Origin of the sequence: Mesorhizobium sp. STM 4661, from assembly GCF_000359125.1 — a bacterium.
In the GTDB taxonomy this organism is placed as follows: domain Bacteria; phylum Pseudomonadota; class Alphaproteobacteria; order Rhizobiales; family Rhizobiaceae; genus Mesorhizobium.
The window spans coordinates 54,881-79,954 of record NZ_CAAF010000017.1 but is presented as its reverse complement, the minus strand read 5'-3'; the positions used below and the strand labels follow the sequence as shown (position 1 = coordinate 79,954).

General features: G+C 63.2%; 28 protein-coding genes and 1 tRNA gene. 17 read left to right on the top strand and 12 right to left on the bottom strand.

Annotation, left to right across the window (positions count from 1 at the left end):
• Positions 1-33: 33 nt before the first annotated feature.
• On the bottom strand, positions 34-1,317 hold the full coding sequence (locus MESS4_RS05230; protein ID WP_006327371.1) for an MFS transporter: 1,284 nt from the start codon (positions 1,315-1,317) through the stop codon (positions 34-36).
• 77 nt (positions 1,318-1,394) lie between these two features.
• Between MESS4_RS05230 and MESS4_RS05225 the strand changes: the two genes are divergently transcribed.
• Together MESS4_RS05225 and MESS4_RS05220 are read left to right on the top strand one after the other, a co-directional pair.
• Complete coding sequence (locus MESS4_RS05225) at positions 1,395-2,012, top strand: TetR/AcrR family transcriptional regulator (RefSeq protein ID WP_006327370.1); 618 nt, start codon at positions 1,395-1,397, stop codon at positions 2,010-2,012.
• 119 nt (positions 2,013-2,131) lie between these two features.
• The gene (locus MESS4_RS05220) at positions 2,132-2,722 is read left to right on the top strand and encodes a hypothetical protein (RefSeq protein WP_006327369.1); all 591 of its coding nucleotides are present in this window, start codon (positions 2,132-2,134) and stop codon (positions 2,720-2,722) included.
• 243 nt (positions 2,723-2,965) lie between these two features.
• Here MESS4_RS05220 and ppa read toward each other — a convergent pair whose 3' ends face one another.
• The 6 genes from ppa to MESS4_RS05190 form a co-directional block, all read right to left on the bottom strand.
• Positions 2,966-3,499 (bottom strand): inorganic diphosphatase, encoded by a 534-nt coding sequence (ppa, locus tag MESS4_RS05215; RefSeq protein WP_006327368.1) that lies wholly within the window; start codon positions 3,497-3,499, stop codon positions 2,966-2,968.
• A gap of 111 nt (positions 3,500-3,610) precedes the next feature.
• Entirely contained in the window at positions 3,611-4,117 is a 507-nt protein-coding gene (locus MESS4_RS05210) for a GNAT family N-acetyltransferase (RefSeq protein WP_006327367.1), read from the bottom strand.
• 223 nt (positions 4,118-4,340) lie between these two features.
• A complete protein-coding gene (locus tag MESS4_RS05205) occupies positions 4,341-4,979 on the bottom strand; it encodes a TPM domain-containing protein (protein ID WP_036240726.1) in 639 nt (212 codons plus the stop codon).
• 8 nt (positions 4,980-4,987) lie between these two features.
• Positions 4,988-5,863: a YgcG family protein gene (locus MESS4_RS05200; protein WP_006327365.1), complete on the bottom strand. Its 876-nt coding sequence runs from the start codon at positions 5,861-5,863 to the stop codon at positions 4,988-4,990.
• 4 nt (positions 5,864-5,867) lie between these two features.
• Positions 5,868-6,719 (bottom strand): YgcG family protein, encoded by an 852-nt coding sequence (locus MESS4_RS05195; RefSeq protein WP_006327364.1) that lies wholly within the window; start codon positions 6,717-6,719, stop codon positions 5,868-5,870.
• Positions 6,720-6,886: 167 nt separating this feature from the next.
• Positions 6,887-7,525 (bottom strand): LemA family protein, encoded by a 639-nt coding sequence (locus tag MESS4_RS05190; RefSeq protein ID WP_006327363.1) that lies wholly within the window; start codon positions 7,523-7,525, stop codon positions 6,887-6,889.
• Positions 7,526-7,688: 163 nt separating this feature from the next.
• Here MESS4_RS05190 and MESS4_RS05185 point away from each other — a divergent pair, with 163 nt between their 5' ends.
• From MESS4_RS05185 to MESS4_RS05160, 6 genes are all read left to right on the top strand, one after another.
• Entirely contained in the window at positions 7,689-7,937 is a 249-nt protein-coding gene (locus tag MESS4_RS05185; RefSeq protein ID WP_006327362.1) for a hypothetical protein, read from the top strand.
• 7 nt (positions 7,938-7,944) lie between these two features.
• The gene (gene pdxY, locus MESS4_RS05180) at positions 7,945-8,829 is read left to right on the top strand and encodes a pyridoxal kinase PdxY (RefSeq protein WP_006327361.1); all 885 of its coding nucleotides are present in this window, start codon (positions 7,945-7,947) and stop codon (positions 8,827-8,829) included.
• Positions 8,826-9,662 carry a DUF429 domain-containing protein gene (locus MESS4_RS05175; protein WP_006327360.1) on the top strand — a complete coding sequence of 279 codons (837 nt, stop codon included), beginning with the start codon at positions 8,826-8,828 and terminating at the stop codon, positions 9,660-9,662. The genes pdxY and MESS4_RS05175 overlap by 4 nt, the downstream gene beginning before the upstream one ends.
• A 380-nt stretch (positions 9,663-10,042) precedes the next feature.
• Complete coding sequence (locus MESS4_RS05170; protein WP_036240723.1) at positions 10,043-10,687, top strand: carbonic anhydrase; 645 nt, start codon at positions 10,043-10,045, stop codon at positions 10,685-10,687.
• Positions 10,688-10,696: 9 nt separating this feature from the next.
• The gene (locus MESS4_RS05165) at positions 10,697-11,107 is read left to right on the top strand and encodes a hypothetical protein (protein ID WP_006327358.1); all 411 of its coding nucleotides are present in this window, start codon (positions 10,697-10,699) and stop codon (positions 11,105-11,107) included.
• A gap of 96 nt (positions 11,108-11,203) precedes the next feature.
• Positions 11,204-13,258, top strand: coding sequence for a M3 family metallopeptidase (locus MESS4_RS05160; protein ID WP_006327354.1), 2,055 nt, complete (start codon positions 11,204-11,206; stop codon positions 13,256-13,258).
• Between the two features lie 17 nt (positions 13,259-13,275).
• Here MESS4_RS05160 and MESS4_RS05155 read toward each other — a convergent pair whose 3' ends face one another.
• On the bottom strand, positions 13,276-13,590 hold the full coding sequence (locus tag MESS4_RS05155; protein ID WP_006327352.1) for a DUF167 family protein: 315 nt from the start codon (positions 13,588-13,590) through the stop codon (positions 13,276-13,278).
• Positions 13,591-13,598: 8 nt separating this feature from the next.
• Positions 13,599-13,889, bottom strand: a complete 291-nt coding sequence (locus MESS4_RS05150) for a YggT family protein (protein ID WP_006327350.1) — start codon at positions 13,887-13,889, stop codon at positions 13,599-13,601.
• A 160-nt stretch (positions 13,890-14,049) separates the two neighbouring features.
• Here MESS4_RS05150 and MESS4_RS05145 point away from each other — a divergent pair.
• The 3 genes from MESS4_RS05145 to MESS4_RS05130 all read left to right on the top strand — a co-directional run bounded on the left by MESS4_RS05145 (position 14,050) and on the right by MESS4_RS05130 (position 15,231).
• Positions 14,050-14,125: transfer RNA gene (locus tag MESS4_RS05145), tRNA-Ala, on the top strand.
• A gap of 222 nt (positions 14,126-14,347) precedes the next feature.
• Entirely contained in the window at positions 14,348-14,620 is a 273-nt protein-coding gene (locus MESS4_RS05135) for a hypothetical protein (RefSeq protein WP_006327334.1), read from the top strand.
• Between the two features lie 338 nt (positions 14,621-14,958).
• A complete protein-coding gene (locus MESS4_RS05130; RefSeq protein ID WP_006327332.1) occupies positions 14,959-15,231 on the top strand; it encodes a hypothetical protein in 273 nt (90 codons plus the stop codon).
• 21 nt (positions 15,232-15,252) lie between these two features.
• On the opposite strand, the gene MESS4_RS05125 is transcribed toward MESS4_RS05130, so the two are convergent.
• Both MESS4_RS05125 and MESS4_RS05120 read right to left on the bottom strand, forming a co-directional pair.
• A complete protein-coding gene (locus MESS4_RS05125) occupies positions 15,253-15,549 on the bottom strand; it encodes a hypothetical protein (protein WP_006327331.1) in 297 nt (98 codons plus the stop codon).
• 398 nt (positions 15,550-15,947) lie between these two features.
• Positions 15,948-17,357 (bottom strand): multicopper oxidase family protein, encoded by a 1,410-nt coding sequence (locus MESS4_RS05120; protein WP_006327329.1) that lies wholly within the window; start codon positions 17,355-17,357, stop codon positions 15,948-15,950.
• A 287-nt stretch (positions 17,358-17,644) separates the two neighbouring features.
• Between MESS4_RS05120 and MESS4_RS05115 the strand changes: the two genes are divergently transcribed.
• Positions 17,645-17,947: a thioredoxin domain-containing protein gene (locus tag MESS4_RS05115; RefSeq protein ID WP_051070844.1), complete on the top strand. Its 303-nt coding sequence runs from the start codon at positions 17,645-17,647 to the stop codon at positions 17,945-17,947.
• Between the two features lie 13 nt (positions 17,948-17,960).
• Entirely contained in the window at positions 17,961-19,214 is a 1,254-nt protein-coding gene (locus MESS4_RS05110; protein ID WP_006327326.1) for an MgtC/SapB family protein, read from the top strand.
• A gap of 50 nt (positions 19,215-19,264) precedes the next feature.
• Here the strand turns inward: MESS4_RS05110 and MESS4_RS05105 are convergent, their stop codons facing one another.
• Positions 19,265-20,449 (bottom strand): Gfo/Idh/MocA family oxidoreductase, encoded by a 1,185-nt coding sequence (locus MESS4_RS05105; protein WP_006327325.1) that lies wholly within the window; start codon positions 20,447-20,449, stop codon positions 19,265-19,267.
• Positions 20,450-20,761: 312 nt separating this feature from the next.
• Here MESS4_RS05105 and MESS4_RS05100 point away from each other — a divergent pair, with 312 nt between their 5' ends.
• From MESS4_RS05100 to MESS4_RS05085, 4 genes are all read left to right on the top strand, one after another.
• Positions 20,762-21,664 (top strand): MurR/RpiR family transcriptional regulator, encoded by a 903-nt coding sequence (locus MESS4_RS05100; protein WP_006327324.1) that lies wholly within the window; start codon positions 20,762-20,764, stop codon positions 21,662-21,664.
• Between the two features lie 94 nt (positions 21,665-21,758).
• The gene (locus tag MESS4_RS05095; protein WP_006327323.1) at positions 21,759-22,541 is read left to right on the top strand and encodes an SDR family oxidoreductase; all 783 of its coding nucleotides are present in this window, start codon (positions 21,759-21,761) and stop codon (positions 22,539-22,541) included.
• Positions 22,538-24,079, top strand: coding sequence for a mannitol dehydrogenase family protein (locus MESS4_RS05090; RefSeq protein WP_006327322.1), 1,542 nt, complete (start codon positions 22,538-22,540; stop codon positions 24,077-24,079). The genes MESS4_RS05095 and MESS4_RS05090 overlap by 4 nt, the downstream gene beginning before the upstream one ends.
• Before the next feature lie 37 nt (positions 24,080-24,116).
• The gene (locus tag MESS4_RS05085; RefSeq protein WP_006327321.1) at positions 24,117-25,031 is read left to right on the top strand and encodes a sugar phosphate isomerase/epimerase; all 915 of its coding nucleotides are present in this window, start codon (positions 24,117-24,119) and stop codon (positions 25,029-25,031) included.
• Positions 25,032-25,074 lie beyond the last annotated feature (43 nt).

Here is a 25,074-nt window from a genome sequence, read left to right as displayed (position 1 = left end):
ACGAGGGGGAGATTGCAGCTCAGCCGTCGCGCCTTAAGCAGCCTGCGGTTCCGGATCGAAGGCCGGCCTACTGGTATTGATCAGCAGCGAGATGCAGGCGGCGGCTATGGCCGTCATCCCGGCGATGAGGAAGGCCAGTTCGTAATTGCCTTGCAACTCGCGCATGGTGCCGCCGAAGAAGGCGGCGGTTGCCGCCCCGACCTGATGGCCGGCGACGATCCAGCCGAACACGATCGGCCCGCTGCGGTCGCCAAACGCGTCGTTGGACAGCCTGAGCGTCGGCGGCACGGTGGCGATCCAGTCCAGTCCGTAGAGCACGGCGAAGATGATCAGGCTGGTCGCCGAGAAGCCGGAATAGGGCAGATAGATCAGCGACAGGCCGCGGATCGCATAATAGACGCCGAGCAATTTGCGCGGATCGAAGCGGTCGGTGAGCCAGCCCGACAGCGTTGTGCCGATCAGGTCGAAGATGCCCATCATCGACAGCAGGCCGGCGGCCTGAATCTCGCCGATGCCCATGTCGCCGCAGAACGCGATCAGATGCGTGCCGACCAGGCCGTTGGTGGTGAAGCCACAGACGAAGAAAGTGGCGAACAGGTACCAGAACACGCGCGTGCCGGCGGCGCGGCGCAATGTGGTGAGCGTATGCGTGAGGAAATTGCCTTGCGCTGCCGGCGGCGTCGGCGGCACGTCATCGGCATCGGCGCCGTAACGTACCATGCCGATCGAGGCCGGGCGCTCCGGCACCAGCATATAGACCAGCGGCAGCAGACAGGTTGTGGCGACCGCAATGGCGATGGCGACCGGCTTCCAGCCGCCCGACTGGGCGAGTGCCGCGAGCAGCGGCATGAACAACAGCAGGCCGGTGGCGCTGGAGGCCGACATCAACCCCATCACCAGGCCGCGATTGGTCTTGAACCAGCGATTGACGATGGTGGCGCCAAGCACGGTGGCGACAGCACCCGAGCCGACGCCGGAAAAGACGCCCCAGGTGAGAAACAGGTGCCACGGCTTGGTCATCAGCAGGCTGAGCGCGGTCGATGCCGACATCAGCACCAGCGCCGCCAGCAATGTGCGGCGCAAGCCGATCCGTTCCATCAGCGCCGCGGCAAACGGCCCGGTCAGGCCGTAGAGGAAGATGCCGATGGCCGCCGCGAGGGAGACGACATCGCGCCGCCAGCCGAAACTTTCCTCCAGCGGCAGCATCATGACGGCTGGCGCCGACCGAAGCCCCGCCGCGATCAGCAGGCAGAGGAAAATGACGCCGACCACAACGAAGGCGTAGCGCTGGCCAAAGGGACGGGATGGAGCTATCATGTTACTGACCGGTACGTTGCAATTGGACGGCGCTATCCATACGTACCGGTCAGTAACATTGTCAAGCGAGTCGTTGCATGTCATCGGACAAAAAAAATGAACCGTCCATCAAGGACCTTCACACGTCGGCCCTGCCGAGAGCCGGCGAGAAGATCCTCGACGTCGCGCGCGACCTCTTTTATCGGCAAGGCATCAGGGCGATCGGGGTCGACGAGATCGTCAAGCGGGCCGGTGTCACCAAGCCCAGCCTTTATCGCAGCTTTCCGTCCAAGGACGAGTTGGCCGCTTCCTATCTCAGGCAATACGATCTCGAATTCTGGGACCGCTTCGACGAGGCGGTGAACGCCCATCCTGGTAATCCGCGCGCGCAGATCGCCGCCTTCCTGACCCGTATCGGCAAGCGCACGCAGAAGCCCGACTATCGTGGCTGCGGCATGACCAATGCGGCGGTCGAATATCCCGAACACGGCCACCCGGCCCGCCTCGTGAGCGAGGCCAACAAGCAGGAATTTCGCCGCCGCCTGCGCGCGATGGCCGCGAGCATGGGTGCCGAGGATTCGGATATGCTGGGCGATGGGCTGCTGCTGCTGGTCGAGGGCGCCTATATCAGCGGCCAGTTGTTCGGGCTAGGCGGGCCGGCGCAGTCGGTGGCTCGTAACGCCGATCTCTTGATCGAAGCGAGCCTGAAGAAATAGCGTTCCGTTTACCAGATCGCTCAGAGCAGCCTGACTCGTTCTAATTTAGGCCGCTGCGAAATTTGACGATACGCTGCGGCGGCCCCGAAACGGAGATGTCAGCAACGGAGATGTCCGCCATGCGTGCTCTTTTGATCCCGCTAGCTTTCGCCGGCTTCTGCAATGCCGCTCAGGCCGGCGACATATCCAGCGCCTATACCGATCTCGACTCGAAGAAGGACTGCGTCACCTATGCGCAGGCCGAGGAAGGCGAAGGCGACTGGGCGAGCCTCACCTGTTCGGGCTATCGCGGCTACCCCGTGCTGATCGCTTACGACGATGCCCGCGAATCGCTGTTCTACGGTTTTCCCTCCAGCGACATCACCACTGTCTGGGAAAGCTTCGTCGGCTTCAATTCGGCTGGCCCCAGGCTCGAATGGCGCATCGAGACGAATGGCGATCGCGCCATTCCCTTCGCCGTCATCCACCGCCGCTCGATCAGCAATCCCGAGGATGAGAGCGAATCGACCGAGGTGCTGGTCGTCGCCAAGGTCTCCCAGCCGGAGAAGTATGACGGCTGCACGGTCGGACTGGTCCTGGCCACCGGCAATCCGGCCGCCAACGATGAGGCGCGCAAACTCGCCGACGAGAAAGCGCGCAGCTTTGCCTGCGGCAAGGACATGCGCGTGATGATCGGCAAAACACCGGACTTCGGCCGCGTCGACAATTAGTGGCAACGGCCGCCCTTCGGCGATCCTTCACGCCCCCCTCTGTCCTGCCGGACATCTCCCACAAGGAGGGAGATTGGCTGCCATCTTGGCTTTCGCCAATCTCCAACGCTGAAGGAGAGACGGGGCGGCGAAGCTGCCAATCTCCCCCCAAGTGGGGGAGATGCCCGGTAGGGCAGAGGGGGGCGCCGTCCCGCCGACGTCTCGAAATTTTTCGCACCGCCTTAACGCTTGGAAAGCGCTGGCCTACTTGCTTGCCTTGGCCCGCGCGATCGCCTCGACGATCATCTTCTTGGCGTAGGCGGCGTCGTGCCAGCCTTCGATCTTGACCCATTTGCCGGGCTCGAGATCCTTGTAGTGCTCGAAGAAGTGCTGCACCTGCTGGCGCGTGATATCGGGCAGCTGCGTGTATTCGGTGACGTTCTCGTAGCGCAGCGTCAGCTTGGGCGAAGGCACCGCGATGACCTTCTCGTCCTGGCCGGCATTGTCCTCCATCACCAGCACGCCGATCGGCCGCACATTGATGACACAGCCCGGCACCAGCGCGCGCGTGTTGCAGACCAGCACGTCGATCGGGTCGCCGTCGCCCGACAGTGTGTGCGGCACGAAGCCGTAATTGCCGGGATAGCGCATCGAAGTGTGCAGGAAGCGGTCGACGAACAGCGTGCCGGCCTCCTTGTCCATCTCGTATTTGATCGGCTCGCCGCCGATCGGCACCTCGATGATGACGTTGATGTCCTCGGGCGGGTTCTTTCCGATGGCTACGGCTTCGATACGCATGGCTTTGGTCCCTCTCTCGATTGGAGACCGATAGCGGGCGAAGGCGCATGGTGCAATGCGGCAATAGTGCTGAAATCGTACCGAATCATCGACGGCGAAGCCGCCTGACTGTCATTCCCAGACGAAGGCGACCTTCTTCAGCGCCTTCTGCTCGAAGATTTCCACGCCTTCGGCAACATCGCGGCCGCCGGCGCCGGCATAGAAGGCGAGCGCGTTCTGATTGTCCTCCAGCGCCCATACCACCATGCCTTTCAGGCCATGGTCGGCCAGTCGCGCCCTTGCGGCCGAGAACAGCCGGCTGCCGAGCCCTATGCCCTGATATTCCGGGCGCAGGTAAAGTTCGTAGATCTCGCCCTGCTGCCTGAGCTCACGGGCCCGGTTCTTGCCGATCGTGGCGTAGCCGGCGATCTTGCCGCCGATCTCGACGACCAGCACCGTGGCGGCGCGACGGATGGCATTGTCCCACCAGTCGGCACCGCGGCGGTTGATCATCGATGTCAGCGTGCGATGCGGAATGATGCCGGCATAGGCGCCGCGCCAGGCCTGCTGGTGCACGTCGGCGATGGCGCCTGCGTCGCGCGGTTCGGCTTTCCTGATATCGATGCTCAGCGTGTTCATGATTGGTTAACCATAAACCCGCATCGCCCGATTGCAAAGAGTCCGGTCAACAGGCGCCATGCTTTCGCACAGGTGATCGCACGCCGTGGACACGGTGTCGGGGCACGCTTTGAGCCGGGTTAAAGCGCGTCACGTTTGAACGGATTCATGCGACGCGCTTTAAGTTCTTGTTTTTATGCATGTCGTTATCGCAAAACCGCTGCACACTTTTGCGCGATATGCATTAAATCTCGACCAGATGGTCGTCGAGCTCATTGCTGTCGCCGGCCGAGACCGGAAAATGCTCGGCCAGCACCGCGCCAACCGACTGTATCGCCTTGACGAAGCCGTCGGCGAGGCGGTCGTCGCCGGCATGCGCGGTCAGGTCGCGGACGACGCCGTCCCAGACATGCTGGCCGACTTTGGCATCGATGCCGGCGTCGGCGACCACCTCGGCGTAGCGTTCCGCGATCGACACGAAGATCAGCACGCCCGTGCGCGCCGTGGTGCGGTGGACATTACGGGCAAGGAACTGCTTGACCGCATTGGCATGCGCGGCCTGGTAGCGCAGCCGCCGCGGCAGCAGATGGATGCGCAGGTCGGGCAGCACCCACAACAGGGCAAGCACGCTGGCCAGCGCCAGAAGCTGGGCGAGTACGAAATGCGGCAGGCGCATCGACAGCCACCAGGCCTCCAGCCCGTATGCGACAGCGAGGCTGACGACAAGCATGGCCACCGTCGCCATGAAGGCAGCCGGGAAGAAATAGCCGTCACTGGCATGCGCCACCACGCAGTAGATTTCGCCGTCGGTCTTTGTCTCGGCGGCGCGGATCGCGTCGGCGATGCGTTCGTGATCCTCGGGGCTGATCGGTCGTGTCGCCATCTTGTGTCTCACCAGCTTCCTGAAGAACCGCCACCGCCGGACGAGCCGCCGCCGCCTGAAAACCCACCGCCGCCCGACGACCAGCCGCCACCGGAACTTCCCGACGACCAGCCGCCGCCGGTGCCCGTTGTCCAGACGCCGCCGCCCGTGCGCGTGTAGCCCGACCTTTGGCCGTAGCGGAACGTCATGCCCAGCCATTTATACACGCCCGGCGACAACTTGGTGCCGAAGATCGGCGGCAGGAACGCCATCATCAGGCCGCCGAGGAACATCGTCGCCCACAGGATGATGAACAGTGCGACGATAGGGTCGACGGAACTGTCGTCGGCCGGATTGCGTTTGCCGCGCGCTTCCAGCTCTTCGGGATTGCCTTCCAGCACCATCACCATGTCGTCGACGGCCTTGGCTATGCCGCCGGAAAAATCGCCGGCGCGGAAAGCCGGCACCATGTCGTTTTCGATGATCAGCTTGGTGTGCAGATCGGTCAGCGTGCCTTCCAGCCCATAGCCGACCTCGATGCGCATCTTGCGGTCGTTCGGCGCCACCAGAAGCAGGACGCCGTTATTCTCCTTCGCCTGGCCGAGCTTCCAGAAACGGAACAGCCGGTTGGCATAGGGTTCGATCTCCTCGCCGTCGAGGCTGGGAATGGTCGCCACCACGATCTGGTCGGACCCCTTCGCCTCGAAGGCGGCGAGTTTCCGGGTCAGCGCTGCCTCGGTCGCGGCGTCGATGATGCCGGCATTGTCGACGACCCGCCCGGTCAGAGCCGGCAATTCGGCGGCAAGCGCCGCGAAGCCGACGAGCAGCAACACCGCCATGGCCATCAAGGCGGCGCCGATCGTGAAAGAGCGGCTTGATCCTGGCAAACTGACGCGTTCTGTCATGTCGTCACCAGCTCCCCGAAGAGCCGCCGCCGCCGGACGACCCGCCGCCGCCGGAAAAACCGCCACCACCCGAAAAACCGCCGCCGCCCGAGGACCAGCCACCACCCCCGGACGACCAACCGCTGGAAGATCGCCGGCTCGGCTCGAAGGTCATGCCCAGCCAGCGATAGCGGCCGGGTCCGATCTTCTGGCCGAAGATCGGCGGCAGGATGGAGGCAGCGATGCTGCCGAAGAAGATGATCGCCCAGATCGAGATGAAGACGGCGAAGAACAGATCGTCGGTGTTGAAGGGCGGCTGCTGGTTACGCTCGCCGCGCGCTTCCAGCTCCTCGGGATTGCCTTCCAGCACCATCACCATGTCGTCGACGGCCTTGGTTATGCCGCCGGAGAAGTCGCCTGCCTTGAAGGCCGGCACCATGTCATTCTCGATGATCAGCTTGGTGTGCAGATCGGTCAGCGTGCCTTCCAGTCCATAGCCGACCTCGATGCGCATCTTGCGGTCGTTCGGCGCCACCAGAAGCAGGACGCCATTGTTCTCCTTCGCCTGACCGAGCTTCCAGAACCGGAACAATCGGTTGGCGTAGGGCTCGATCTCCTCGCCGTCGAGGCTGGGAATGGTGGCCACCACGATCTGGTCGGACCCCTTCGCCTCGAAGGCGGCGAGTTTCCGGGTCAGCGCTGCCTCGGTCGCGGCGTCGATGATGCCGGCATTGTCGACGACCCGGCCGGTCAGGGTGGGCAGGTCGGCGGCGAAGGCAATGAGGGGGAGGAGAAGGCTTAGGAAGAAGACGAACAGGAATGCGAGGCTGGCGTTCCGTCGCGCCCCCCTCTGTCCTGCCGGACATCTCCCCCTCAAGGGGGGAGATCGGCTGTCACGACGGTTTTCGCCAGTCTCCGACTTTCCAGGAAGGGCGGTGAGGCCAAAGCTGCCAATCTCCCCCCTTGAGGGGGAGATGCCCGGTAGGGCAGAGGGGGGCGCGACGGAGTGCAAGGCCAATAGGGACCACGCTCACCAGTTGTTCTTCACCCGCCCTGTTTCGTGCCGAAATCGACCTTCGGCGTCTGCAGCTTGTCTTCCTCGATGGTGAAGTTCGCGAATGGCTGGTTGCCGCGGAACCACAGGGTCGCCCAGATGACCGACGGGAAGGTCCGCAGCGTCAGATTGTAGTCCTTGACCGCCTGGATATAGTCGCGACGGGCGACCGCGATGCGGTTCTCCGTGCCTTCGAGCTGTGCCTGCAAGGCCAGGAAATTCTGATTGGCCTTGAGGTCCGGATAATTCTCGACCACCGCCAGCAGCCGCGACAGCGCGCTGGTCAGGCCGGACTGGCTGTCCTGGAATTTCTTGAAGGCCTCAGGATTATTCAGCGTTTCGGGCGTCACCGTCACTTGCGTCGCCTTGGCGCGCGCCTCGACCACGGCATCGAGCGTGTCCTTTTCATGCGAGGCATAACCCTTGACGGTCTCGACCAGATTGGGGATGAGATCGGCGCGGCGCTGATACTGGTTCAGCACCTCGCTCCATGCGGCCTTGGCGTTTTCCTCCGCCGTCGGGATGGTGTTGTAGCCGCAGCCGGCGAGCAGCGGCAGCATGATCGCCATCATCAACAGGGCTGGCAGGTTGCGGAAGGCGAAAGGTGAGGAAAGGCGCTGCACGAGCATGGTAAGGTCCCTCGATAAGACTGACACGCGAAGCATTACCACAATCTGCGCGCGAGAACATGATTTCGACCGGGAAGCGTTACTGGTTCTTTATCATTGGCCGCGAGGCCCTGTGATTGACCGGGCGAAGGGGCTAAGGTCGCCACGAAACAGGACATTCGCAATGGCGGAGCGCCAGGACAATGACAGCGAATCGCGCCGCATTATCGAACGCGTAGAGCGCGAGACCGATCCCGGCGGCGCCTCGTTCATCGCGCGGACCGTGAAGGGCGCGCGCGATCACGTCGCAGCAGTGGACGCCGACCGGTCGGACCCGATCGAATATTGGGGCACCCGCATCGGCCGGGCGCTGGGGTTGCTCATCGCCATCGGCCTGTTGGTCTGGCTCGTGTATTTCGTCACCCGAAGTTAGGAACCCCGTGAGCACCGGACAAAGCGACGCGCCGCGCGCGGTCATCGTCATCTCCAGCCATGTCGCGCGCGGCTCGGTCGGCAACCGCGCCGCTGTCTTTGCGCTGGAGACGCTGGGCTTTCCGGTATGGGCGGTGCCGACCGTCATCCTGCCCTGGCATCCAGGCCATGGCAGGGCGACCCGCATCGTACCGCCGCTCGACCAGTTCAAGGCGCTGCTGGCCGATCTCGAACGCGCGCCATGGCTGGGCGAAGTCGGCGCGGTGCTGTCGGGCTATCTCGGCGAGGCCGGCCAGGCCGACGCCGTCGCCTCGCTGGTCGGCACGGTCAAGGCGAAGACGCCGGATGCCGTCTATATCTGCGACCCGGTGATGGGCGATTCGGGTGGGCTCTACGTGCCTGAACCCACGGCCATCGCCATGCGCGACCGGCTGATGCCGATCGCCGATATCGCTACCCCCAACCGCTATGAGCTGGAATGGATGACGGGAGCGCAACTGCCCGACCTGAAATCGGTGATGGCGGCTGCCCTTCATGCCGGGCCATCGACCATGCTGGTCACTTCAGCGCCGCCGATGATGGCTGGCGGCACCGGCAATTTGCTGCTCGACGGCAGCCAGGCGCTGCTTGCCGAACATCGCCTCATCGACAACCCGCCCAACGGGCTGGGCGATCTGACGGCGGCCGTCTATCTCGCCCGCATCCTGTCCGGCCAGCCGGCGATCAAGGCGCTGCAGTCGACCACTGCGGCCGTCTACGAGATCCTGGCGCGCACCGCCAAGCGCGGCGGCGACGAATTGCAGCTCGAAACCGATGCCCAGAGCCTGTCGCACCCGATGGCGATGGTGCAGCTTCGCCACCTCCTGCATCCGGGGCGGGACAAAAGGGCGTGACTTCGGACGGCAGCCGCGTCCTTGTCGGCGTCGACGGCTGCAAGGCTGGCTGGATCGCCGTCCACCGCGATCTCGGTTCGACACCTCGTAACCCCGGTTCGACACCTCGTAACCCCGGTTCGACACCTCGTAACCCCGGCGCTTCACCTTCGGTCGATATCTTTCCAAGCTTCGCGGCACTGCTTGACACCTTGCCCCCTGACGCGCTCGTGGCCGTCGACATGCCGATCGGCCTGCCGGATTTGTCGCAAAAAGGCGGGCGCGGGCCGGAAGCGCTGGTGCGGCCGCTGCTTGGTAACAGGCAATCCAGCGTCTTTGCCATTCCCTCGCGCGCGGCGCTTTATGCCGCGACAGATGCCTTCACCACGATCGAGGCCTGGTATGCCGCGCATCGCCGGGCAAGCGAGGTGGCGAAGTCAAGTTCCGATCCGCCGCGCGGTGTCTCGATCCAGGCCTTCGGCATCTTTGCCAAAATCCGCGAGATCGATGCCTTGCTGATCGCACGGCCGCAATTGCGCAGCCGCGTCTTTGAATCGCACCCGGAAGTCGCCTTTTGCCGGCTGAACGGCGGCCAAGCCATGTCCTTGCCGAAGAAGATCAAGGGCGCGGTCAGTCCAGCCGGCATGGCGGAGCGCAAGGCGCTGCTCTGCCGGCACGGTTATGACAGGGCGTTTCTCGACCGGCCACCGCCAAGAGGCGCTGCCGCCGACGATTTCCTCGACGCGGCAGTGATGATGCTGATTGCCGCCCGCATCGCCAATGGCGAGGCAAGGCCGTTTCCCGACCCGCCGCTCGCCGACCGTTTCGGCATTCCAGTAGCGATCTGGGCGTGAGGCGAGTGCTACAATTCCGGCTCGCGGGTTGGGAACGGGTCGGTGATCCTTCGCGCCCCCCTCTGTCCTGCCGGACATCTCCCCCACGAGGGGGGAGATTGGCTGTTTCGCCGACAGATCCCTTTTTCGAGGTTGGCGATTGGCGAAATCAAAGGTGAAGGCCGATCTCCCCCCGTGGGGACCCCTCGTGGGGGAGATGTCCGGCAGGACAGAGGGGGGCGCTGTCCCTCCGACTTATCAATCAATTGCAGCCACGCCTTCGCAATTCGGCATTGCTCGCGACGGCCTTTTGCCGTTAGAGCCTTCTCCCAGAGTTAGGTCTGTCGAGATTCAGGTCAGGCCGTGCCGCATCCAACCCGGAAAGGGTCCCGACGCCGCCCATGCCTCACCTCCCCGAACACCTTCTCGCTGGCTACCGCAATTTCATGAACGGGCGCTATCCCGCCGAAAGCGGCCGCTATCGCTCGCTCGCTCGCGAAGGACAGGCGCCCGAAACGATGATCGTCGCCTGTTGCGATTCGCGCTCGGCTCCGGAAGCGATCTTCGACGCCGGCCCGGGCGAACTCTTCGTGCTGCGCAATGTCGGCAATCTGGTGCCGCCCTATGCGCCGGATGGGGAATTCCACTCGACCTCCGCCGCGCTCGAATTCGCCGTGCAGAGCCTCAAGGTCAAGAACATCGTTGTGATGGGCCATGGTCGCTGTGGCGGCATCCGCGCCGCGCTCGACACCAATTCCGCGCCGCTGTCGCCCGGCGACTTCATCGGCAAATGGATGAGCCTGATCGCGCCGGCGGCCGAGACCGTGTCGTCCAGCACCTTCATGACGGCGACGGAACGCCAGACGGCGCTGGAGCGCATCTCGATCCGCTATTCGATCGCCAATCTCAGGACCTTCCCTTGCGTCTCGATCCTCGAAGGCAAGGGCCGGCTGTCGCTGCACGGCGCCTGGTTCGACATCTCGACCGGCGAGCTCTGGGTGATGAACAAGGACACCGGCGATTTCGAGCGGCCGGAGATGGCATAGGAGGCATAAATGTTGTGTCGTTCGGTCGCTTTTGCTCTGGCAACGTTGCTGCTTTCCGCCATCTCCGCCCGCGCCGACGATAGCGCGATCATCGGCCGCTGGTATTCCGCGCTGCTGGTCGCCGATCGCACCGAATTGTCGGACCTGCTTGCAGACGATGTCCGCATAAAACTCGACGACCTCGGCGTCGTGCAAAACAAGCAGGAATTCATCGCCTCGATCGATGATTGGCAAGGTGCGGTCGCCGGCGCGGCGATTCGGCACCGGATCGATAAGACCGAGGGCGGCGTCACCACGGTGATCGCCTGCTATGACTTCCCCAACAACGACATGCTGATGCAGGAGACCTTCGCGGTCACCAACAACCGCATCACCGCCAGTTCGCAGGCGGCGATCGCGGAAAACTGCGACGGCTACTGACTGGATCATTGGCCACCGCGATGTTGCGCGCGGTGGGCCAGCACCCTACATCGATGACGACCCTGCCTCTTCCCGCCAATCAGCGAAAGATTGCCCATGCCGTCCACAAACGCCGTCGACCTCGCCGCCCATCCGCTGACCGCATGGCAAGGACCGCTCGGCCTGCCCGATTTCGCCCGCATCGGCGACGGCGATTTTTCGCCGGTCTTCGATACGGCGCTGCAGGCGCACGAGGCCGAGATCGAGGCGATATCAGGCAATGCCGAAGCGCCGACCATGGAAAACACGCTGGCAGCCCTCGAACTTGCCGGCGAGGCGCTCGACCGTGTCTCGTCGATCTTCTGGTGCCGGGCCGGCGCCCACACCAACGAGGCGATCCAGGCGCTGGAGCGCGAAATTTCGCCAAAGATGTCCAGGCATTTCTCGGCGATCTCGATGAATGAGCGGCTGTTCGCCCGCATCGACGACCTCTACCAGCGCCGTGAAAGCTTGAAGCTCGATGCCGAGACGCTACGGGTGCTGGAAAAGACCTGGAAGAGCTTTGTCCGTTCCGGTGCGAAACTCGACGCCGACGGCAAGAAGCGGCTGGCGACGATCAATGAGGAGCTATCCTCTCTAGGGACCACTTTCGGCCAGAACGTGCTGGCCGACGAGCGCGACTGGGCATTGTTCCTCGACGAGGCCGACCTCGCCGGCCTGCCGGATTTCCTGAAAAGCGCGATGGCCGAAGCTGCCGAGATGCGCGGCCAGAAAGGCCGTTATGCCGTCACGCTCTCGCGCTCGATCTATGAACCGTTCACGACCTTCTCCGAACGCCGCGACCTGCGCGAGACCGCCTGGCGCGCTTTCACCACGCGTGGTCAGAATGGCGGCGCGACAGACAACACCGAAGTGGTGCGCGATATGCTGCGCCTGCGCGCCGAAAAGGCCAAGCTGCTTGGCTACGCCTCCTTCGCGGCGCTGAAGCTCGACGACACCATGGCCAAGACACCGAAGGCCGTGCACGCGCTGCTCGATCCAGTGTGGGAAAAGGCGCTGGAGAAGGCTGCTTCCGACCAGATCGAATTACAGCGTCTGGCAACCGAGGCCGGCAGCAATGAGAAATTCGCCGCCTGGGACTGGCGCTTCTATCAGGAAAAATTGCGCGCCGAGAAATTCGCCTTCGACGAGGCCGAGCTGAAGCCATATTTGCAGCTCGACCGCATCATCGACGCCTGCTTCGACGTAGCGACACGGCTGTTCGGCATTACCTTCGAAGAGAGGAAGGGCATCATCGCCTGGCATCCCGACGCGCGCGTCTTCGTGGTGAAAAATGCCGACGGCAGCGAACGCGGCCTGTTCCTCGCCGATTATTTCGCGCGGCCTTCAAAACGCTCCGGCGCCTGGATGAGCGCGCTGAAGTCCGGCTATAAGCTCGGCGATGGCTCGAAGCCTGTCATCTACAACATCATGAACTTCGCCAAGCCGCCGGCCGGTGAGGCGGCACTGCTGTCGGTCGACGAGGCAAAGACCTTGTTCCACGAGTTCGGCCATGCGCTGCATGGCATGCTGACCGACGTCACCTGGCCGTCGGTGTCCGGCACTTCGGTCAGCCGCGATTTCGTCGAACTGCCCTCGCAACTCTACGAACATTGGCTGACCGTGCCGGCGGTGCTGGAAAAGCACGCGCTGCATGTCAAGACCGGCAAGCCGATGCCGAAGGCGCTGCTCGACAAGATGCTGGCGGCGCGCACTTTCGGCGCCGGCTTCGCCACAGTCGAATTCACCGCCTCGGCGCTGGTCGACATGGCCTACCACGCGCGGCCGGATGCCCCGGAACAGCCACTTCGTTTCGAAGCCGAAACACTTGAAAAACTCGACATGCCCGACACCATCGCCATGCGTCACCGCACCCCGCATTTCGGCCATGTCTTTTCCGGCGACGGCTATTCGGCCGGCTATTATTCCTACATGTGGTCGGAGGTGCTCGACGCCGACGCCTTCGCCGCCTTCGAGGAAACCGGCGACCCGTTCAACCCGGCGCTGGCCGAGCGGCTGCGCAGGAACATCTACGCCGCCGGTGGCTCGAAGGATCCCGAGGAGCTCTACACCGCCTTCCGCGGCAAGATGCCCTCACCCGAAGCGATGATGGCCAAGCGCGGGCTGGTCTGAGCAGCGCAGCTGACGACTCAAGCACCGCTGAGCAGCTCAATGGTTTTCGCCAGCGCCGCCGCATCGCCTGAAATGCGCAGTGTCTTCAGTCGGGCAGTGCCGCCGGCAATGATCGAAACGGCTGATGCCGGCACATCCAGCGCCTTGGCGACCAGCCTTTCCAGCGCCTGATTGGCGGCGCCGTCTTCCGGCACGGCGCGGACGCGGGCCTTGAGGTGGCTTCGCCCGTCCGCCGAAATCTCGATGCCTTCCAGCCTGTCCATCGCAGCCTTTGGCGTCAGCCGGACGAACAGATCGACGCCGTCGTTACGTGTGCGAAACGGCGCGCTCATCGAACGGCTCAGACGACCAGCGACACCACCGTGGTGAGCAGGAACTGCCGGATGAAGAACAGGATCAGCAGCAGGATGATCGGCGAGATGTCGATGCCGCCGAGGTCGGGCATGAAGCGGCGGATCGGCCGCAATGCCGGTTCGGTCAGCCTGAAGAGCATGTTGCCGACGGTGCCGACGAACTGGTTGCGCGAGTTGACGACGTTGAAGGCATGGAGCCAGGAAAAAATCGCCGAGGCGATGATGATCCACCAATAAAGGTCAAGCGCCATGACGATGGTTTGAATGAGGGCGATCATGCCGGTCTCCAATTGTTGCCGACATGTAGCCATTGCGCGCCAAACCGGCAAGAGCCGCCTTCCGCCGCATGCCGGATCGATGGCTAAAACGAGGTCATTCGCGCAAAACGCCGCCTTGACAGCAAACCGCGGCGCCCGATAAATGCGCCATCCGCTGGACGGGGCTGTAGCTCAGCTGGGAGAGCGCGTCGTTCGCAATGACGAGGTCAGGAGTTCGATCCTCCTCAGCTCCACCAGCGGATTTGTCATAACATCATGATTTTGAATGGTTTTGCAAAGTGAGCGAAGCCTATTCCCACTTTCTTCCCCACTTCTACTGAGCGGAGCGAGCCGTTTACCGCGGCGATCCCCGGGCCAGCGAGCTTGGACCGCGAGAAAACAATGTGAGCTATGTCATAGATAATTGAAGGAGACAGGCTAGGCATAATACCCGTTCGTTCAGGCGGGAGGAAAAATCGGTGCTTAATCCCCAGCGCGATGTCCGTGGTTATCTAGCCAGCTTTGGCGGGGGAACCCGTGTTGAAATGTTCGAGGCCGACGGCGAATGGATCGTTCGCGTGAGTGAAGATGACGAAGAACGCACATACTCATTCGTGCTGAAATCCTTCGCCCTCGCCTTCGCCGAGGGCCAGAGGAACCGCGTAAGACCTCCTGCGATCGTGCAATTAGAGCGCAACCCGCCTCGCCTATTCGGCTATACCCGTGTCAGGGCCGCAAACGATCGGTACTAGGTATGCGCCTCAGCGATCGCCATACGCGCGCCGGCGACCTGTCCGCTGGCTTGTTCAAGCGGAGGGACTGAAATTGATCCGTCTGGCCGGCGCCAACCCCAGGCTTCCAACTGGCGCCAGCGAACTTTTCAGTGAAACTTCTGCTCTTCGCCACCGTATTTGAGAATGACGGCGGGCTGCTCAGCGCTCTCTGAAAAGATCGTTATGCCCGCATACTCTGATCCCTGTGCCAGAAATCCGATCACGCGTTACACAAGATAGAGTGCCGGGAAGCAAATCCGTCGAAACTTCGTTTGATTGACAGCATCACCGCCCATGCAACTTGACTGGACATCGACATGACCCGCCTGTCCATCGCCAAAGAACTGGAAAGCGCTGCAGATCGCGTCACTGAGGTCTCGCGTGGCGATTTGCAAATTATCCTTCGCCGCGCAGCATTGGTGCTCAGGAACGTCTCCGGTATCTCGCTTGAGCCCGCGGCAGGGGATGCGCTCAACGCCATCGCTGCCGAGATGAAGATCGGTCGAACGGAGCTTATTCAAATCGTGTTGCGCGAGTGGCTGGAAACCAATCCCTATCGGCCAGTCCGGACGCTGGAACAAGGAAAGTGAGACGGACGGGACCGCCTAAAGTTACAGGGATCTTCGCTTGTCGTATCTCAGGGCGCCGGCAAAATTGCTTGTCCAGTTCGCGATTTGTAACCCACACGCCATGCCGACACAGCCGGCAGCCCAGTCCCAGGCATCCCGGTTGCGTCCAATTGTCTGCAAGCCCTGAAGACCTTCGATCGCGGCGGCGGTCAGAACGAGGAGCACGGTCAGTTTTGCCCTGTGGTCCGGCCAGGCAAAATATCCGATGGTCGCCAGAACGGCAAACGCAGCGGCGTGATTGAGTTTGTCATGACCAAGGGTGATGGCGATGCCAAACATCTGCAAAAGCCACCCGGGCGAAAGGGTTAGCAGGAGAATGACGGCCAGAGTGGCCAGAAAAGCAGTTCTTGCTGTGATGATAGGTGATCCTACATGCGACAAGGTTTTGTCAGTCTTTCATCCAAAAAGATCGGGCCCAAAGATCTGGGCCATAGCCGAACTTGCTGATTGTAAATTCCACTGCCAACGACCCGGCGCATCAGTCGAACAGATGAAGGATAATGCTTCAAAGCAATTCCAGGAAAAGTGTGAACGGTTTTCCCGAGAAAAGCGCAAGAGATAGAACGCACAGTAGCGAGTGCCTGAGCTATTAAGTGGGCCGAATACTTGCGTCCCCTCGGCTGATTCAGATGTGGTCCGACGCTGGCCACCGCAGTCTCGATTACTTTCGACACGCCTCACACCACCCGGACATAGCTCGTCATTCCCGATTTCTGGTGCTCGATGATATGGCAGTGCAGCAGCCAGTCGCCGGGATTGTCGGCTACGAAACCGAACTGAACCTTCTCGTTGGGCTGGATGAGATAGGTGTCGGAGATCACCGGCTGAATCTGGCGCGTCGAGGACGACAGCACCTTGAAGCTCATGCCATGCAAATGCATCGGATGGGATTGCGGCGTCAGGTTTTCCATGTCGATGACATAGCTCCTGCCGAGCTTCAATTCGGCCAACGGTGCGGTTGGATCCGGCGTATCGCCCGGCCATGGCACCTTGTTGATTGCCCAGAAACTGTAGCCAAGCGAACCGCAGATGCCATCGCTCGGGATGTTTTCCGCCGTGGCGCTGAGTGCCAATGAAATGTGCTTTGCAGTGGTGAGATCCACCGCCTGCACCGGATTGACCTCCAGGGGCGCAAGGTCGCGAAGGTTCCGCTTGAGAGAGCCTCCCGTCGCGCGCAAGGTCGCCAAAACTTTGGGCTTGGTGCCCCTGACGTCTCTCAGGCTCACGATTGCCCCTTCGTCATCGGGCATGCGTATGGCGAGCTCCATGCGCTGGCCGGGTCCAAGCAGCAAGGCATCGGGTGAAAAACGTGGCGGCACCGGATTGCCGTCAAGCGCCATGACTGCCGCCTCAGCGCCCTCGACACGAAAGGCATAGATCCGGGTGACGTCGGTGATGGCGATCCGCAGCCGCACCAGTCCTCCGGCCGGCGCGTCATATTGCGGCTGATCGAGCCAGTTTGCGGTGCGCACCGTGCCGTAGGTGCCGGTCTTTGCGGCATCGCGCGGCCGGAACTGGTCGATGAACTGACCGTCGTCGCCGAGCCGCCAGTCGCGCAGATTGATGACCATTTCGGCATCGAATTTCGGATCGCCCGGGTTCTCCACCACGATCACGCCCGTCAGGCCATGGCCCATCTGGGTCAGCGTATTGCAATGCGGGTGATACCAGAAAGTGCCGGCGTCCGGCGGCGTGAATGCGTAGTCGAAATGATCGCCGGAATAGACATAGGGCTGGACCAGAAATGGAACGCCATCCATCTTGTTTGGAACGCGAATGCCGTGCCAGTGGATCGTCGTCGGATCATCGATGGCGTTGATGAGCCGGGCGGCGAAAGGCTCGCCCTTTTTCATTCTGAGCACAGGCGGCATTCCGGCTCCATGGATCGGCACATTGCCGTAGGTCCGCACATTCCTGGTTTGGTCGACATCCATCAGCTTCGCCTGGATACTGGCCGTCTGCAGCACCACCGGCTCGGGTTTAGCAGCGGCCCAGCCGGCAAATCTGCCGACGGCGGAGAGCCCGATCCCGCCCGCGCCGGCAATTGCGGCAGTTCTCAAAAGTCTGCGACGTGTGAGTGCCGCCATGTGCGCTCCGGCTGAAAAAGACGACTTGGGGCCGAACCATCGTGACCCAAGTCATGAGCGACGTAACCGGCACGGGTTCCTGACACCGGCACATCGGATCACGGCCATACCATGCCGACCAGCACCATATTGATCGAAACCTCGTGATCGAAGCAGGAGCTTCGTTCACCGGTGAAAGTCGGTGAAACAGTGCTGATCGTCCTTCACTCGCCAACCGCGATACGCACCCGACATGGCGAAGGACGTCTCCAACGCACATAAATGATGATATCAATAGGTGAATGGCCATGGCACAGGAAAATCAGGTGGTTTGCGGCAGTTGCGGCGGAAGCAATCGCCTGCCGTCGGCATGCAATGCCGGGGACGCGAAGTGCGGCAGCAAGCTGTTCTCGGGCCATCCGGACGTGGACGCCCGGATTTTCGATCATCAGATCACGCGCAGCAGCCTCCCCGTCGTCGATGTCTGGGCACCCCGGTGCTGCCCCTGCAAGATGATGGCGCTGGCCCATGAAGCTGCGGCAACCGAATCTGGCGCAACGGGGCAGATCGTCAGGTGGGTTGGCAACCATCTGCCGATGGCCGCCACCTGAAGGCCCGCCAGACATGGACTCGCTCATCGCCCGGCTCGGACTCGCGCTGGCAATAGGCCTGCTTGTCGGATTGGAGCGCGGCTGGCGCGAACGGGACGCGCCCGATCGCAGCCGGACGGCCGGAATTCGGACGTTCGGCATATCCGGTCTGCTCGGCGGTATTCTCGCAGCGCTGGCCGATGCGTTCGACGCCGTTTCCGTGCTGGTCGGCGGATTCATCGCCTTCGCCGCGATTTTCGCCTGGTACAAGGCGCGTGAGGCTGCCCATGACAAGGATTTCAGCGTTACGGGAGTCATAGCGGCCCTTGGCGTTTTCGCGCTCGGCGCCCTTTCCGTCTCCGGCGATTACCGGGCCGCGGCTGCCGGAGGGGCAGCACTCGCGGCGGTGCTTGCCAGTCGCGAGATCCTGCACGGCCTTCTGAAGCGATTGACCTGGGTCGAACTTCGTTCGGCGCTGATCCTGGCGGTGATGACCGCGATCGTTTTGCCCTTGCTGCCAAACCGGACGCTGGACCCGTGGGGCGGTTTCAATCCATGGGAGGTCTGGTTCCTCACGGTGCTGATGGCATCGATATCGTTCGCTGGCTATGTTGCCGTTCGCGTCCTCGGAACCACGCGCGGCCTGCTCGTCAGCTCGCTCACCGGTGCAATCGTCTCATCCACCGCCGTAACCGTGGCGCTTGCCCGCAACGCCATGTCGGCAAGCAATCCTCTGCCGCTTGCCGGCGCTGCTTCGCTGGCGGCGATGGTTTCGGTGTTGCGCGTTTGCGCCGTGGTTCTGATCATCGAGCCAAGCGTGTTCGTCACGGTCGGCATCCCCGCGATCGGCGCGGCGCTCGTCTTCGCAGCCTGCGGAGCGTTCCTGTTGGCTCGCGCCGGCGGGGATCGCAAAAGCGATACACTGACACGCAATCCATTCGAATTGGGACCGTTGCTGCTCTTCGCTTTGCTCTTTGCGGTCGTGGCGACCGCGAGCGCTGCATTGGCTGCTCAATTCGGCGGACGCGGCCTGCTGGCGAGCTCAGCGCTTGCGGGCACGTTCGATGTCGATGTCTCGGTGCTCAGCGCGTTGCGTCTGGTCAAGCATTCGGTCCCTGTCGAGACCGCGGGTCAGGCAGTACTCGCGGCGCTTGCGGCAAACGCGATCGGTCGCGTCTCGCTGGCAATATTTGCCGGCCCGGCCAGATTCTGGTTGCCGCTGGTTGTAGCGACCCTTATCGCCGCAGCCGCCGGCTACTGCGCCATGCTGCTGCTACCGAACTTCTGACAGCGCAGGAACTATCGAGCCCCCTCGATGCGGATCAAAGCCAACCAAACTCAGGAAAACAAGGCAGGCGTCCAGGTTCCGCCGGCGGAACTTGAAGCGACGGCCGCCGCGACGAACTTCACGCCGCGCGCGCCGTCTATGACGTCGGGCACCTGAGCGGCCTGCGCCGGATCGACCGCGCCGCCCGAGCGATGGACGCGGATGATGTCGGCGGCATCGCGGTAGAGATTGGCGAACGCTTCGATATAGCCTTCGGGGTGCGCTGCCGGCATGCGCGACACCCGCCGGCTTGCCTCGGACGAGCCATGGCCGCCGCGCACCAGCGTGCGTGTTTCCTCGCCATATCTGGAGAAGCGCAACTCTTCCGGTCGCGTGCCCGACCATTCGAGCCCGGCCTTGTCGCCATGGATGCGCACGGAGAGATCGTTATAGTGGCCGGGCGAGGTCTGGCTGGCCAGGATCGTGCCACGCGCCCCGCCCGACCAGCGCACCAGCACATGCGCATTGTCGTCGAGCCGCCGCCCCGGCACGGCGGTGAACAGATCGGCCGCGACCGCCTCAGCCTCGCAGCCCGAGATGAAACTCGCCAGGTTGAATGCATGCACGCCGATATCGGCCAGCACCGCCGATTGCCCGGCCCGCGCCGGGTCGGTGCGCCATTCCGCCTGCTTCTGGCCCTGCGCATCGATCGGCAGTGTCAGCCAGTCCTGGATATAGGCGGCATGGACGGAGACGATGCGGCCGAGTTCGCCCGCCGCCACCATTTCACGCGCCTGCCGCACCATGGCATAGCCGGTGTTGTTGAGCGTGACGACGAATTTGCGGTTTTTCGCCCGCGCCAGCGCTACCAGCGCTTGCGCCTCGCCCAGCGTCGTCGACAGCGGCTTGTCGCAGATGACGTCGATGCCAGCGTCAAGGAAAGCCGTGGCGATCGGCGCGTGCAGATGGTTGGGCGTCACGATGACGACCGCTTCGATGCCGTCCGGCCGGGCCGCCTCCGCTCGCGCCATCGTGTGGTAGTCGGCGTAGCTTCGATCCTGGGCGATGCCGATCTCGGCGGCGGACGCGGCCGCGTTTTCAGGATCCGAGGACAGCGCGCCGGCGACCAGCGCGATCTGGTCGTCGAGCCGCATGGCCAGCCGGTGCACGGCGCCGATGAAGGCATTGCGGCCTCCCCCCACCATGCCTACCCTGAGGCGCGTGCCCGTCGATCCGTCCGATGTTGCGTAGACCATTTCAAGCTCCTCCACCTATCGCTTCGTCATCCTGGGGCGTAGCAAGGAGCGCAGCGACGCGGCGCGGACCCCAGGATCCATGCCGTGACATCAGAGCGATTCTACGGTGCAGAATCTTCTCTTCCGCTGCTTTCCTCGACAACCGTCACGGTATGGATCCTAGGGTCTCCGCGACGGAGCTCCGCTCCTGCTTCGCCCTAGGATGACGACGTTGGAGAGGCTTCCGCCAATCCCTGCCGAACCCCCACCGCTTTCGAACACGATTTCCAATTTTCATATTGTAAAACGATCGTATCGCGCTAGCCTGAAATTATGAGTGGGGCAAGCAAGTCATCAGGACGATCCATCGCCGACGAGGCGGCGGCCCGCAAGCGTGGCCGTTCGCTCGCCGCGCTTGGCTACACCAAGCCGCGGACCTATGAGGAGCTACGCGCCGTGCTGTCGTCCGGCACGGTGCATTTTCCAAAGCGCCTGCGCCAGGTCGCCATCTTCCTGTGGCAGCATCCGAGCGACGTGGCGCTCGGCACCATCGCCCAGGTCGCCGAGCAGGCCGGCGTGCAGCCCTCGACGCTGGTGCGCTTTGCCCAGATCTTCGGCTATGCCGGCTTTTCCGATTTCCAGGGCCTGTTCAAGGACCATGTCAAGGGATCCTGGCCCGAAGGAAGGGCGCGCGACGGGCAGGAACAGGCGGCGGCCGAGCCCAACGCCAATCTGCATTTTCTCAATGGCCTGGTCGGCGCCTCGCAGGCCTCGCTCGGCCGCATCGACAAGGACTTCGACATCGCCAGTTTCGAGCGTATGGTCGATCTCCTGGCGAATGCCGACCTTATCTACGTGATCGGCAGCAAGCGCGCCTTTCCCGTCACCACCTATCTCTCGCTCACTCTGTCGCAGCAGGGCGTGCGCAATGTGCTGGTCGACAATGTCGGCTCCACGGCGCTTGACCAGGTCGGCTGCATCGGCAGCCGCGACGCGGTGCTGGCGGTCTCCTTCAGCCCTTACAATTCGATCACACCGGATCTCGTCGCCGTCGCCCATGAGCGCAAGGCGCGCATCGTCACCATCACCGACAGCACGTTTTCTCCCTTGGTTCAGCTCTCGGATACCTGGCTGGAGGTGGTCGAGCAGGATTTCGCCGGCTTCCGCTCGCTTGCCGCCTCGCTCGCCGTCGGCATGGCGCTCGTGCACGGCGTGGTCGCGCGCCGCACCGCCTGAAAACGTCACTGGCATAATCGTCACTGGCATAATTGACTATCGGGAACCAGCATTCCATATCTAGAAAACTAGAAACTTTGTTCCGGGAGGAGGAATGGAGCTTCGGCTTGACGACAAGGTGGTGCTGGTCACCGGCGCCACGCAAGGCATCGGCCGCGCGATCGCCGAGGAGCTCGCGCGATCCGGCGCAACCGGCCTGCTGATCACCGGCCGCGACGAACGGCGCGGCGCGGAGGCCGCGGCTCAGCTTTCCGCCATCGGCACGCCGACAGCCTTTGTCGCAGCCGAGCTCGCCGACCCTGCTGCCCCAGTGCTGCTGGTGGAAGCCTGCATTTCTCGCTTCGGGCGCATCGATGGGCTGGTCAACGCCGCCGGCCTCACCGACCGCGCTTCCTTCCTCGATGCCGATCTCGACGATTGGGCTTCCCTTTTCGCCGTCAATGCCCGCGCGCCATTTTTTCTCATGCAGGCGGCCATCGCCGATATGGTCAAGCGCGGGCAAGGCGGCGCCATCGTCAACATCCTGTCGATCAATGCGCATTGCGGCTCGCCGGAACTGGCCGTCTATTCCGCCACCAAGGGCGCGCTCGCCACGCTGACCCGCAACGCAGCCAACGCGCATCGTTTCGACCGCATCCGCGTCAACGGCATCAATGTCGGCTGGACCGACACGCCGGCGGAACGCATCATGCAGGCGCAAACGCTTGGGCTTGGCCCCGGCTGGCTCGACGCCGCGAACGCATCGCAACCCTTTGGCCGCCTGCTTGCTGCCGGCGACGTGGCCAACCTCGCAGTCTTCTTGCTTTCCGATGCTTCCGGACCGATGACCGGCGCGCTGATCGACCAGGAGCAATGGGTCGTGGGAGCGAACCGGTGAGGGCCGCTGCCGCGCCGGTAGAAACGCTCGGCCCGGAACTGCTTAGCCGGCTCCCTTCCGCCGTCCAGAAACCATCCTACGACCGGACAGCGCTTGCGCCTGGCATGGCTCATATCGGTGTCGGTGCCTTCCATCGCTGCCATCAGGCCGAGTACACCGACGATCTCTTGTCCCACCGTCCGGATTCCTGGGGCGTGATCGGCATCAACATCCGTCCGCCTCGCCTCGCCGAGACGCTGGGCGGCCAGGGCGGCCTCTACACGCGCCTGATCCGGCAAGACATTCATGTCGAAGCGCGCGTCATCGGCGGCATCGTTAGGGTTGTCGACAGCCAGGAAAGCGCTGCACCCGCGCTCGAGGTGCTGGCCTCATCCGGCATCGACATGGTCACGCTGACCGTGACCGAGAAGGGCTATTGCCAAATTCCCTCGAATGGCGCGCTCGATCTCGACCATCCCGATATCGTCCACGATCTCGCCAACCCCCAGACGCCGCGCAGCGTGCCCGGCATGCTGGCGCGGGCGCTGGAGCTGCGCATGGCCTCGCACGGGCGTCCGGTGACGCTGCTCTCCTGCGACAACATCCCAACCAACGGCGTCATCCTGGAGACTGTCGTGCAGGCTCTCGCCAGCCGTCGCAACAACGGCCTGGCCGACTGGATATCAGCCAACGTCGCCTTTCCCTCGGCCATGGTCGATCGCATTGCGCCGGCGACCACGCCGGCCGACATCGAGTTGGTGGCGCGGCGTTTCGGCTATCACGACGCCGCCGTCGTCGTCGGCGAACCGTTCCGGCAATGGGTGATCGAGCAGAAATTCGCCGGCCGCGTGCCGCGCTGGGATCTGGTCGGGGCGACTTTCGTCGGCGACGTCACCCCTTTCGAACACCTCAAGATGCGGGTGCTCAACGGCGCCCAGACGACGCTCGCCACGCTCGGCGTACTGGCCGGCCTCGAGCACACGTCGGATGCCATCGCCGATCCGCTGCTGGCCGCCTTCGTTCGCCGCATGCTGGTCGAGGAGACGCTGCCGACGCTGATGCCGGTGCCCGGTGTGGCGCCGCAGGCCTATGTCGAGCAGAGCCTTGGCCGCCTCAGGAACACAGCGATCCGCCATCGCAATCACCAGATCGCCACCGATGGCTCGCAGAAGATCGTACAGCGCCTGCTCAATCCGATCCGCGACCGCCTGGCGAAAGGCGAAAGCATCGCACTTCTATCGGTGCCCGTCGCCGGCTGGATTGCCTATCTGATCCAGGCCTCGGCAAGGTTCGGCAAGCGCTGGCCGGTATCGGACCCCTATGCCGGCAAGGTCGCTGAAATAGCCGACGCAACTGGCCGTGACCCGGAGATGCTGGCGGCCGGTATCCTCGCCATCGACACCATTTTCGACCCGGGCCTTGCCACGAACGGCGACTTCCGCGGGGCCGTCACATCCGCGCTCGACAAGCTGCTCTCGGACGATCCGATGGCCGCCGTCAGGCACAGTCTGGAACAAGGCGAGCCCGCACGGTTGAAGCGGCCGGCACAATCGGCATAGTAGAGTCGGTCGTGAATTCACGACCAGGGGAGGCAATATGAAGCTTGGACTGCTCACCGCACCATTCGCGGAAACGCCGCTCGGCGAGGTCGCCGATTGGTCGAGTTCGGTCGGCTTCGAGGCGCTGGAAATCGCCTGCTGGCCGAAATCTTCCGGCGCCAGCCGGCGCTATGCCGGCACCAGCCATATCGATGCCGCCTCGACCTCGCCATCCCAGGCAAAGGAGATCGTGGCGTCGCTGGCGCAGATGAACCTGTCCGTGTCCGGCCTCGGCTATTACCCTAATCCGCTGCATCCCGATCTGAGCCACCGCCGGACCGTGATCGACCATCTGAAGATGGTGATCGTGCTGGCCGCCAATATGGGCGTGCCTGTCGTCAACACCTTCTGCGGCGGCGACGCTTCCAAGACCGTCGACGTCAACTGGGAGGAAGCGCTCAAGGTCTGGCCCTCGATCGTCGCCCATGCGCGCGACCATGGCGTCAAGCTCGCCTTCGAGAACTGCCCGATGATCTTCAGCTATGACGAGTGGCCGGGCGGGCACAACATCGCATATTCGCCGCAAGTCTGGCGCCGCATTCTCGAGGCCTGGGGCGGCGATGTCGGCATGAATTTCGACCCGTCGCATCTGGTCTGGCAGATGATCGACCAGGCCCGCTTCATCAGGGAATTCGGGCCCTACATGCTGCATGTCCACGCCAAGGACCTGATGATTGATCATGATGGGCTCTATGAGCGCGGAATCCTTTCGGCTGGCATAGGCTGGCAGGTGCCGCGCATGCCGGGGCTCGGCGATGTCGACTGGAAAATCATCTTTTCCGGCCTCTACCGGGCCGGCTATGACGGGCCCATCATCATCGAGCACGAGGACCGGCGGTTTGAAGGGAGCGACGACAAGGTCAAGCGGGGATTTCTGCTGGCCCGCGATGTGCTGCGCCCCTTCGTCAAATGACGGGAGAAACGGCTTGGCTTTGATCTTGTCAGGGCCCTGGAAC

Excerpts from the sequence above, each read along its gene's own strand:
- MESS4_RS05230 (WP_006327371.1), bottom strand. The coding sequence starts at position 1,317 with ATGATAGCTCCATCCCGTCCCTTTGGCCAGCGCTACGCCTTCGTTGTG.
- MESS4_RS05225 (WP_006327370.1), top strand. The coding sequence starts at position 1,395 with ATGTCATCGGACAAAAAAAATGAACCGTCCATCAAGGACCTTCACACG.
- MESS4_RS05220 (WP_006327369.1), top strand. The coding sequence starts at position 2,132 with ATGCGTGCTCTTTTGATCCCGCTAGCTTTCGCCGGCTTCTGCAATGCC.
- ppa (WP_006327368.1), bottom strand. The coding sequence starts at position 3,499 with ATGCGTATCGAAGCCGTAGCCATCGGAAAGAACCCGCCCGAGGACATC.
- MESS4_RS05210 (WP_006327367.1), bottom strand. The coding sequence starts at position 4,117 with ATGAACACGCTGAGCATCGATATCAGGAAAGCCGAACCGCGCGACGCA.
- MESS4_RS05205 (WP_036240726.1), bottom strand. The coding sequence starts at position 4,979 with ATGGCGACACGACCGATCAGCCCCGAGGATCACGAACGCATCGCCGAC.
- MESS4_RS05200 (WP_006327365.1), bottom strand. The coding sequence starts at position 5,863 with ATGACAGAACGCGTCAGTTTGCCAGGATCAAGCCGCTCTTTCACGATC.
- MESS4_RS05190 (WP_006327363.1), bottom strand. The coding sequence starts at position 7,525 with ATGCTCGTGCAGCGCCTTTCCTCACCTTTCGCCTTCCGCAACCTGCCA.
- MESS4_RS05185 (WP_006327362.1), top strand. The coding sequence starts at position 7,689 with ATGGCGGAGCGCCAGGACAATGACAGCGAATCGCGCCGCATTATCGAA.
- MESS4_RS05170 (WP_036240723.1), top strand. The coding sequence starts at position 10,043 with ATGCCTCACCTCCCCGAACACCTTCTCGCTGGCTACCGCAATTTCATG.
- MESS4_RS05165 (WP_006327358.1), top strand. The coding sequence starts at position 10,697 with ATGTTGTGTCGTTCGGTCGCTTTTGCTCTGGCAACGTTGCTGCTTTCC.
- MESS4_RS05160 (WP_006327354.1), top strand. The coding sequence starts at position 11,204 with ATGCCGTCCACAAACGCCGTCGACCTCGCCGCCCATCCGCTGACCGCA.
- MESS4_RS05155 (WP_006327352.1), bottom strand. The coding sequence starts at position 13,590 with ATGAGCGCGCCGTTTCGCACACGTAACGACGGCGTCGATCTGTTCGTC.
- MESS4_RS05150 (WP_006327350.1), bottom strand. The coding sequence starts at position 13,889 with ATGATCGCCCTCATTCAAACCATCGTCATGGCGCTTGACCTTTATTGG.
- MESS4_RS05130 (WP_006327332.1), top strand. The coding sequence starts at position 14,959 with ATGACCCGCCTGTCCATCGCCAAAGAACTGGAAAGCGCTGCAGATCGC.
- MESS4_RS05125 (WP_006327331.1), bottom strand. The coding sequence starts at position 15,549 with ATGTTTGGCATCGCCATCACCCTTGGTCATGACAAACTCAATCACGCC.
- MESS4_RS05120 (WP_006327329.1), bottom strand. The coding sequence starts at position 17,357 with ATGGCGGCACTCACACGTCGCAGACTTTTGAGAACTGCCGCAATTGCC.
- MESS4_RS05115 (WP_051070844.1), top strand. The coding sequence starts at position 17,645 with ATGGCACAGGAAAATCAGGTGGTTTGCGGCAGTTGCGGCGGAAGCAAT.
- MESS4_RS05110 (WP_006327326.1), top strand. The coding sequence starts at position 17,961 with ATGGACTCGCTCATCGCCCGGCTCGGACTCGCGCTGGCAATAGGCCTG.
- MESS4_RS05105 (WP_006327325.1), bottom strand. The coding sequence starts at position 20,449 with ATGGTCTACGCAACATCGGACGGATCGACGGGCACGCGCCTCAGGGTA.
- MESS4_RS05100 (WP_006327324.1), top strand. The coding sequence starts at position 20,762 with ATGAGTGGGGCAAGCAAGTCATCAGGACGATCCATCGCCGACGAGGCG.
- MESS4_RS05095 (WP_006327323.1), top strand. The coding sequence starts at position 21,759 with ATGGAGCTTCGGCTTGACGACAAGGTGGTGCTGGTCACCGGCGCCACG.
- MESS4_RS05085 (WP_006327321.1), top strand. The coding sequence starts at position 24,117 with ATGAAGCTTGGACTGCTCACCGCACCATTCGCGGAAACGCCGCTCGGC.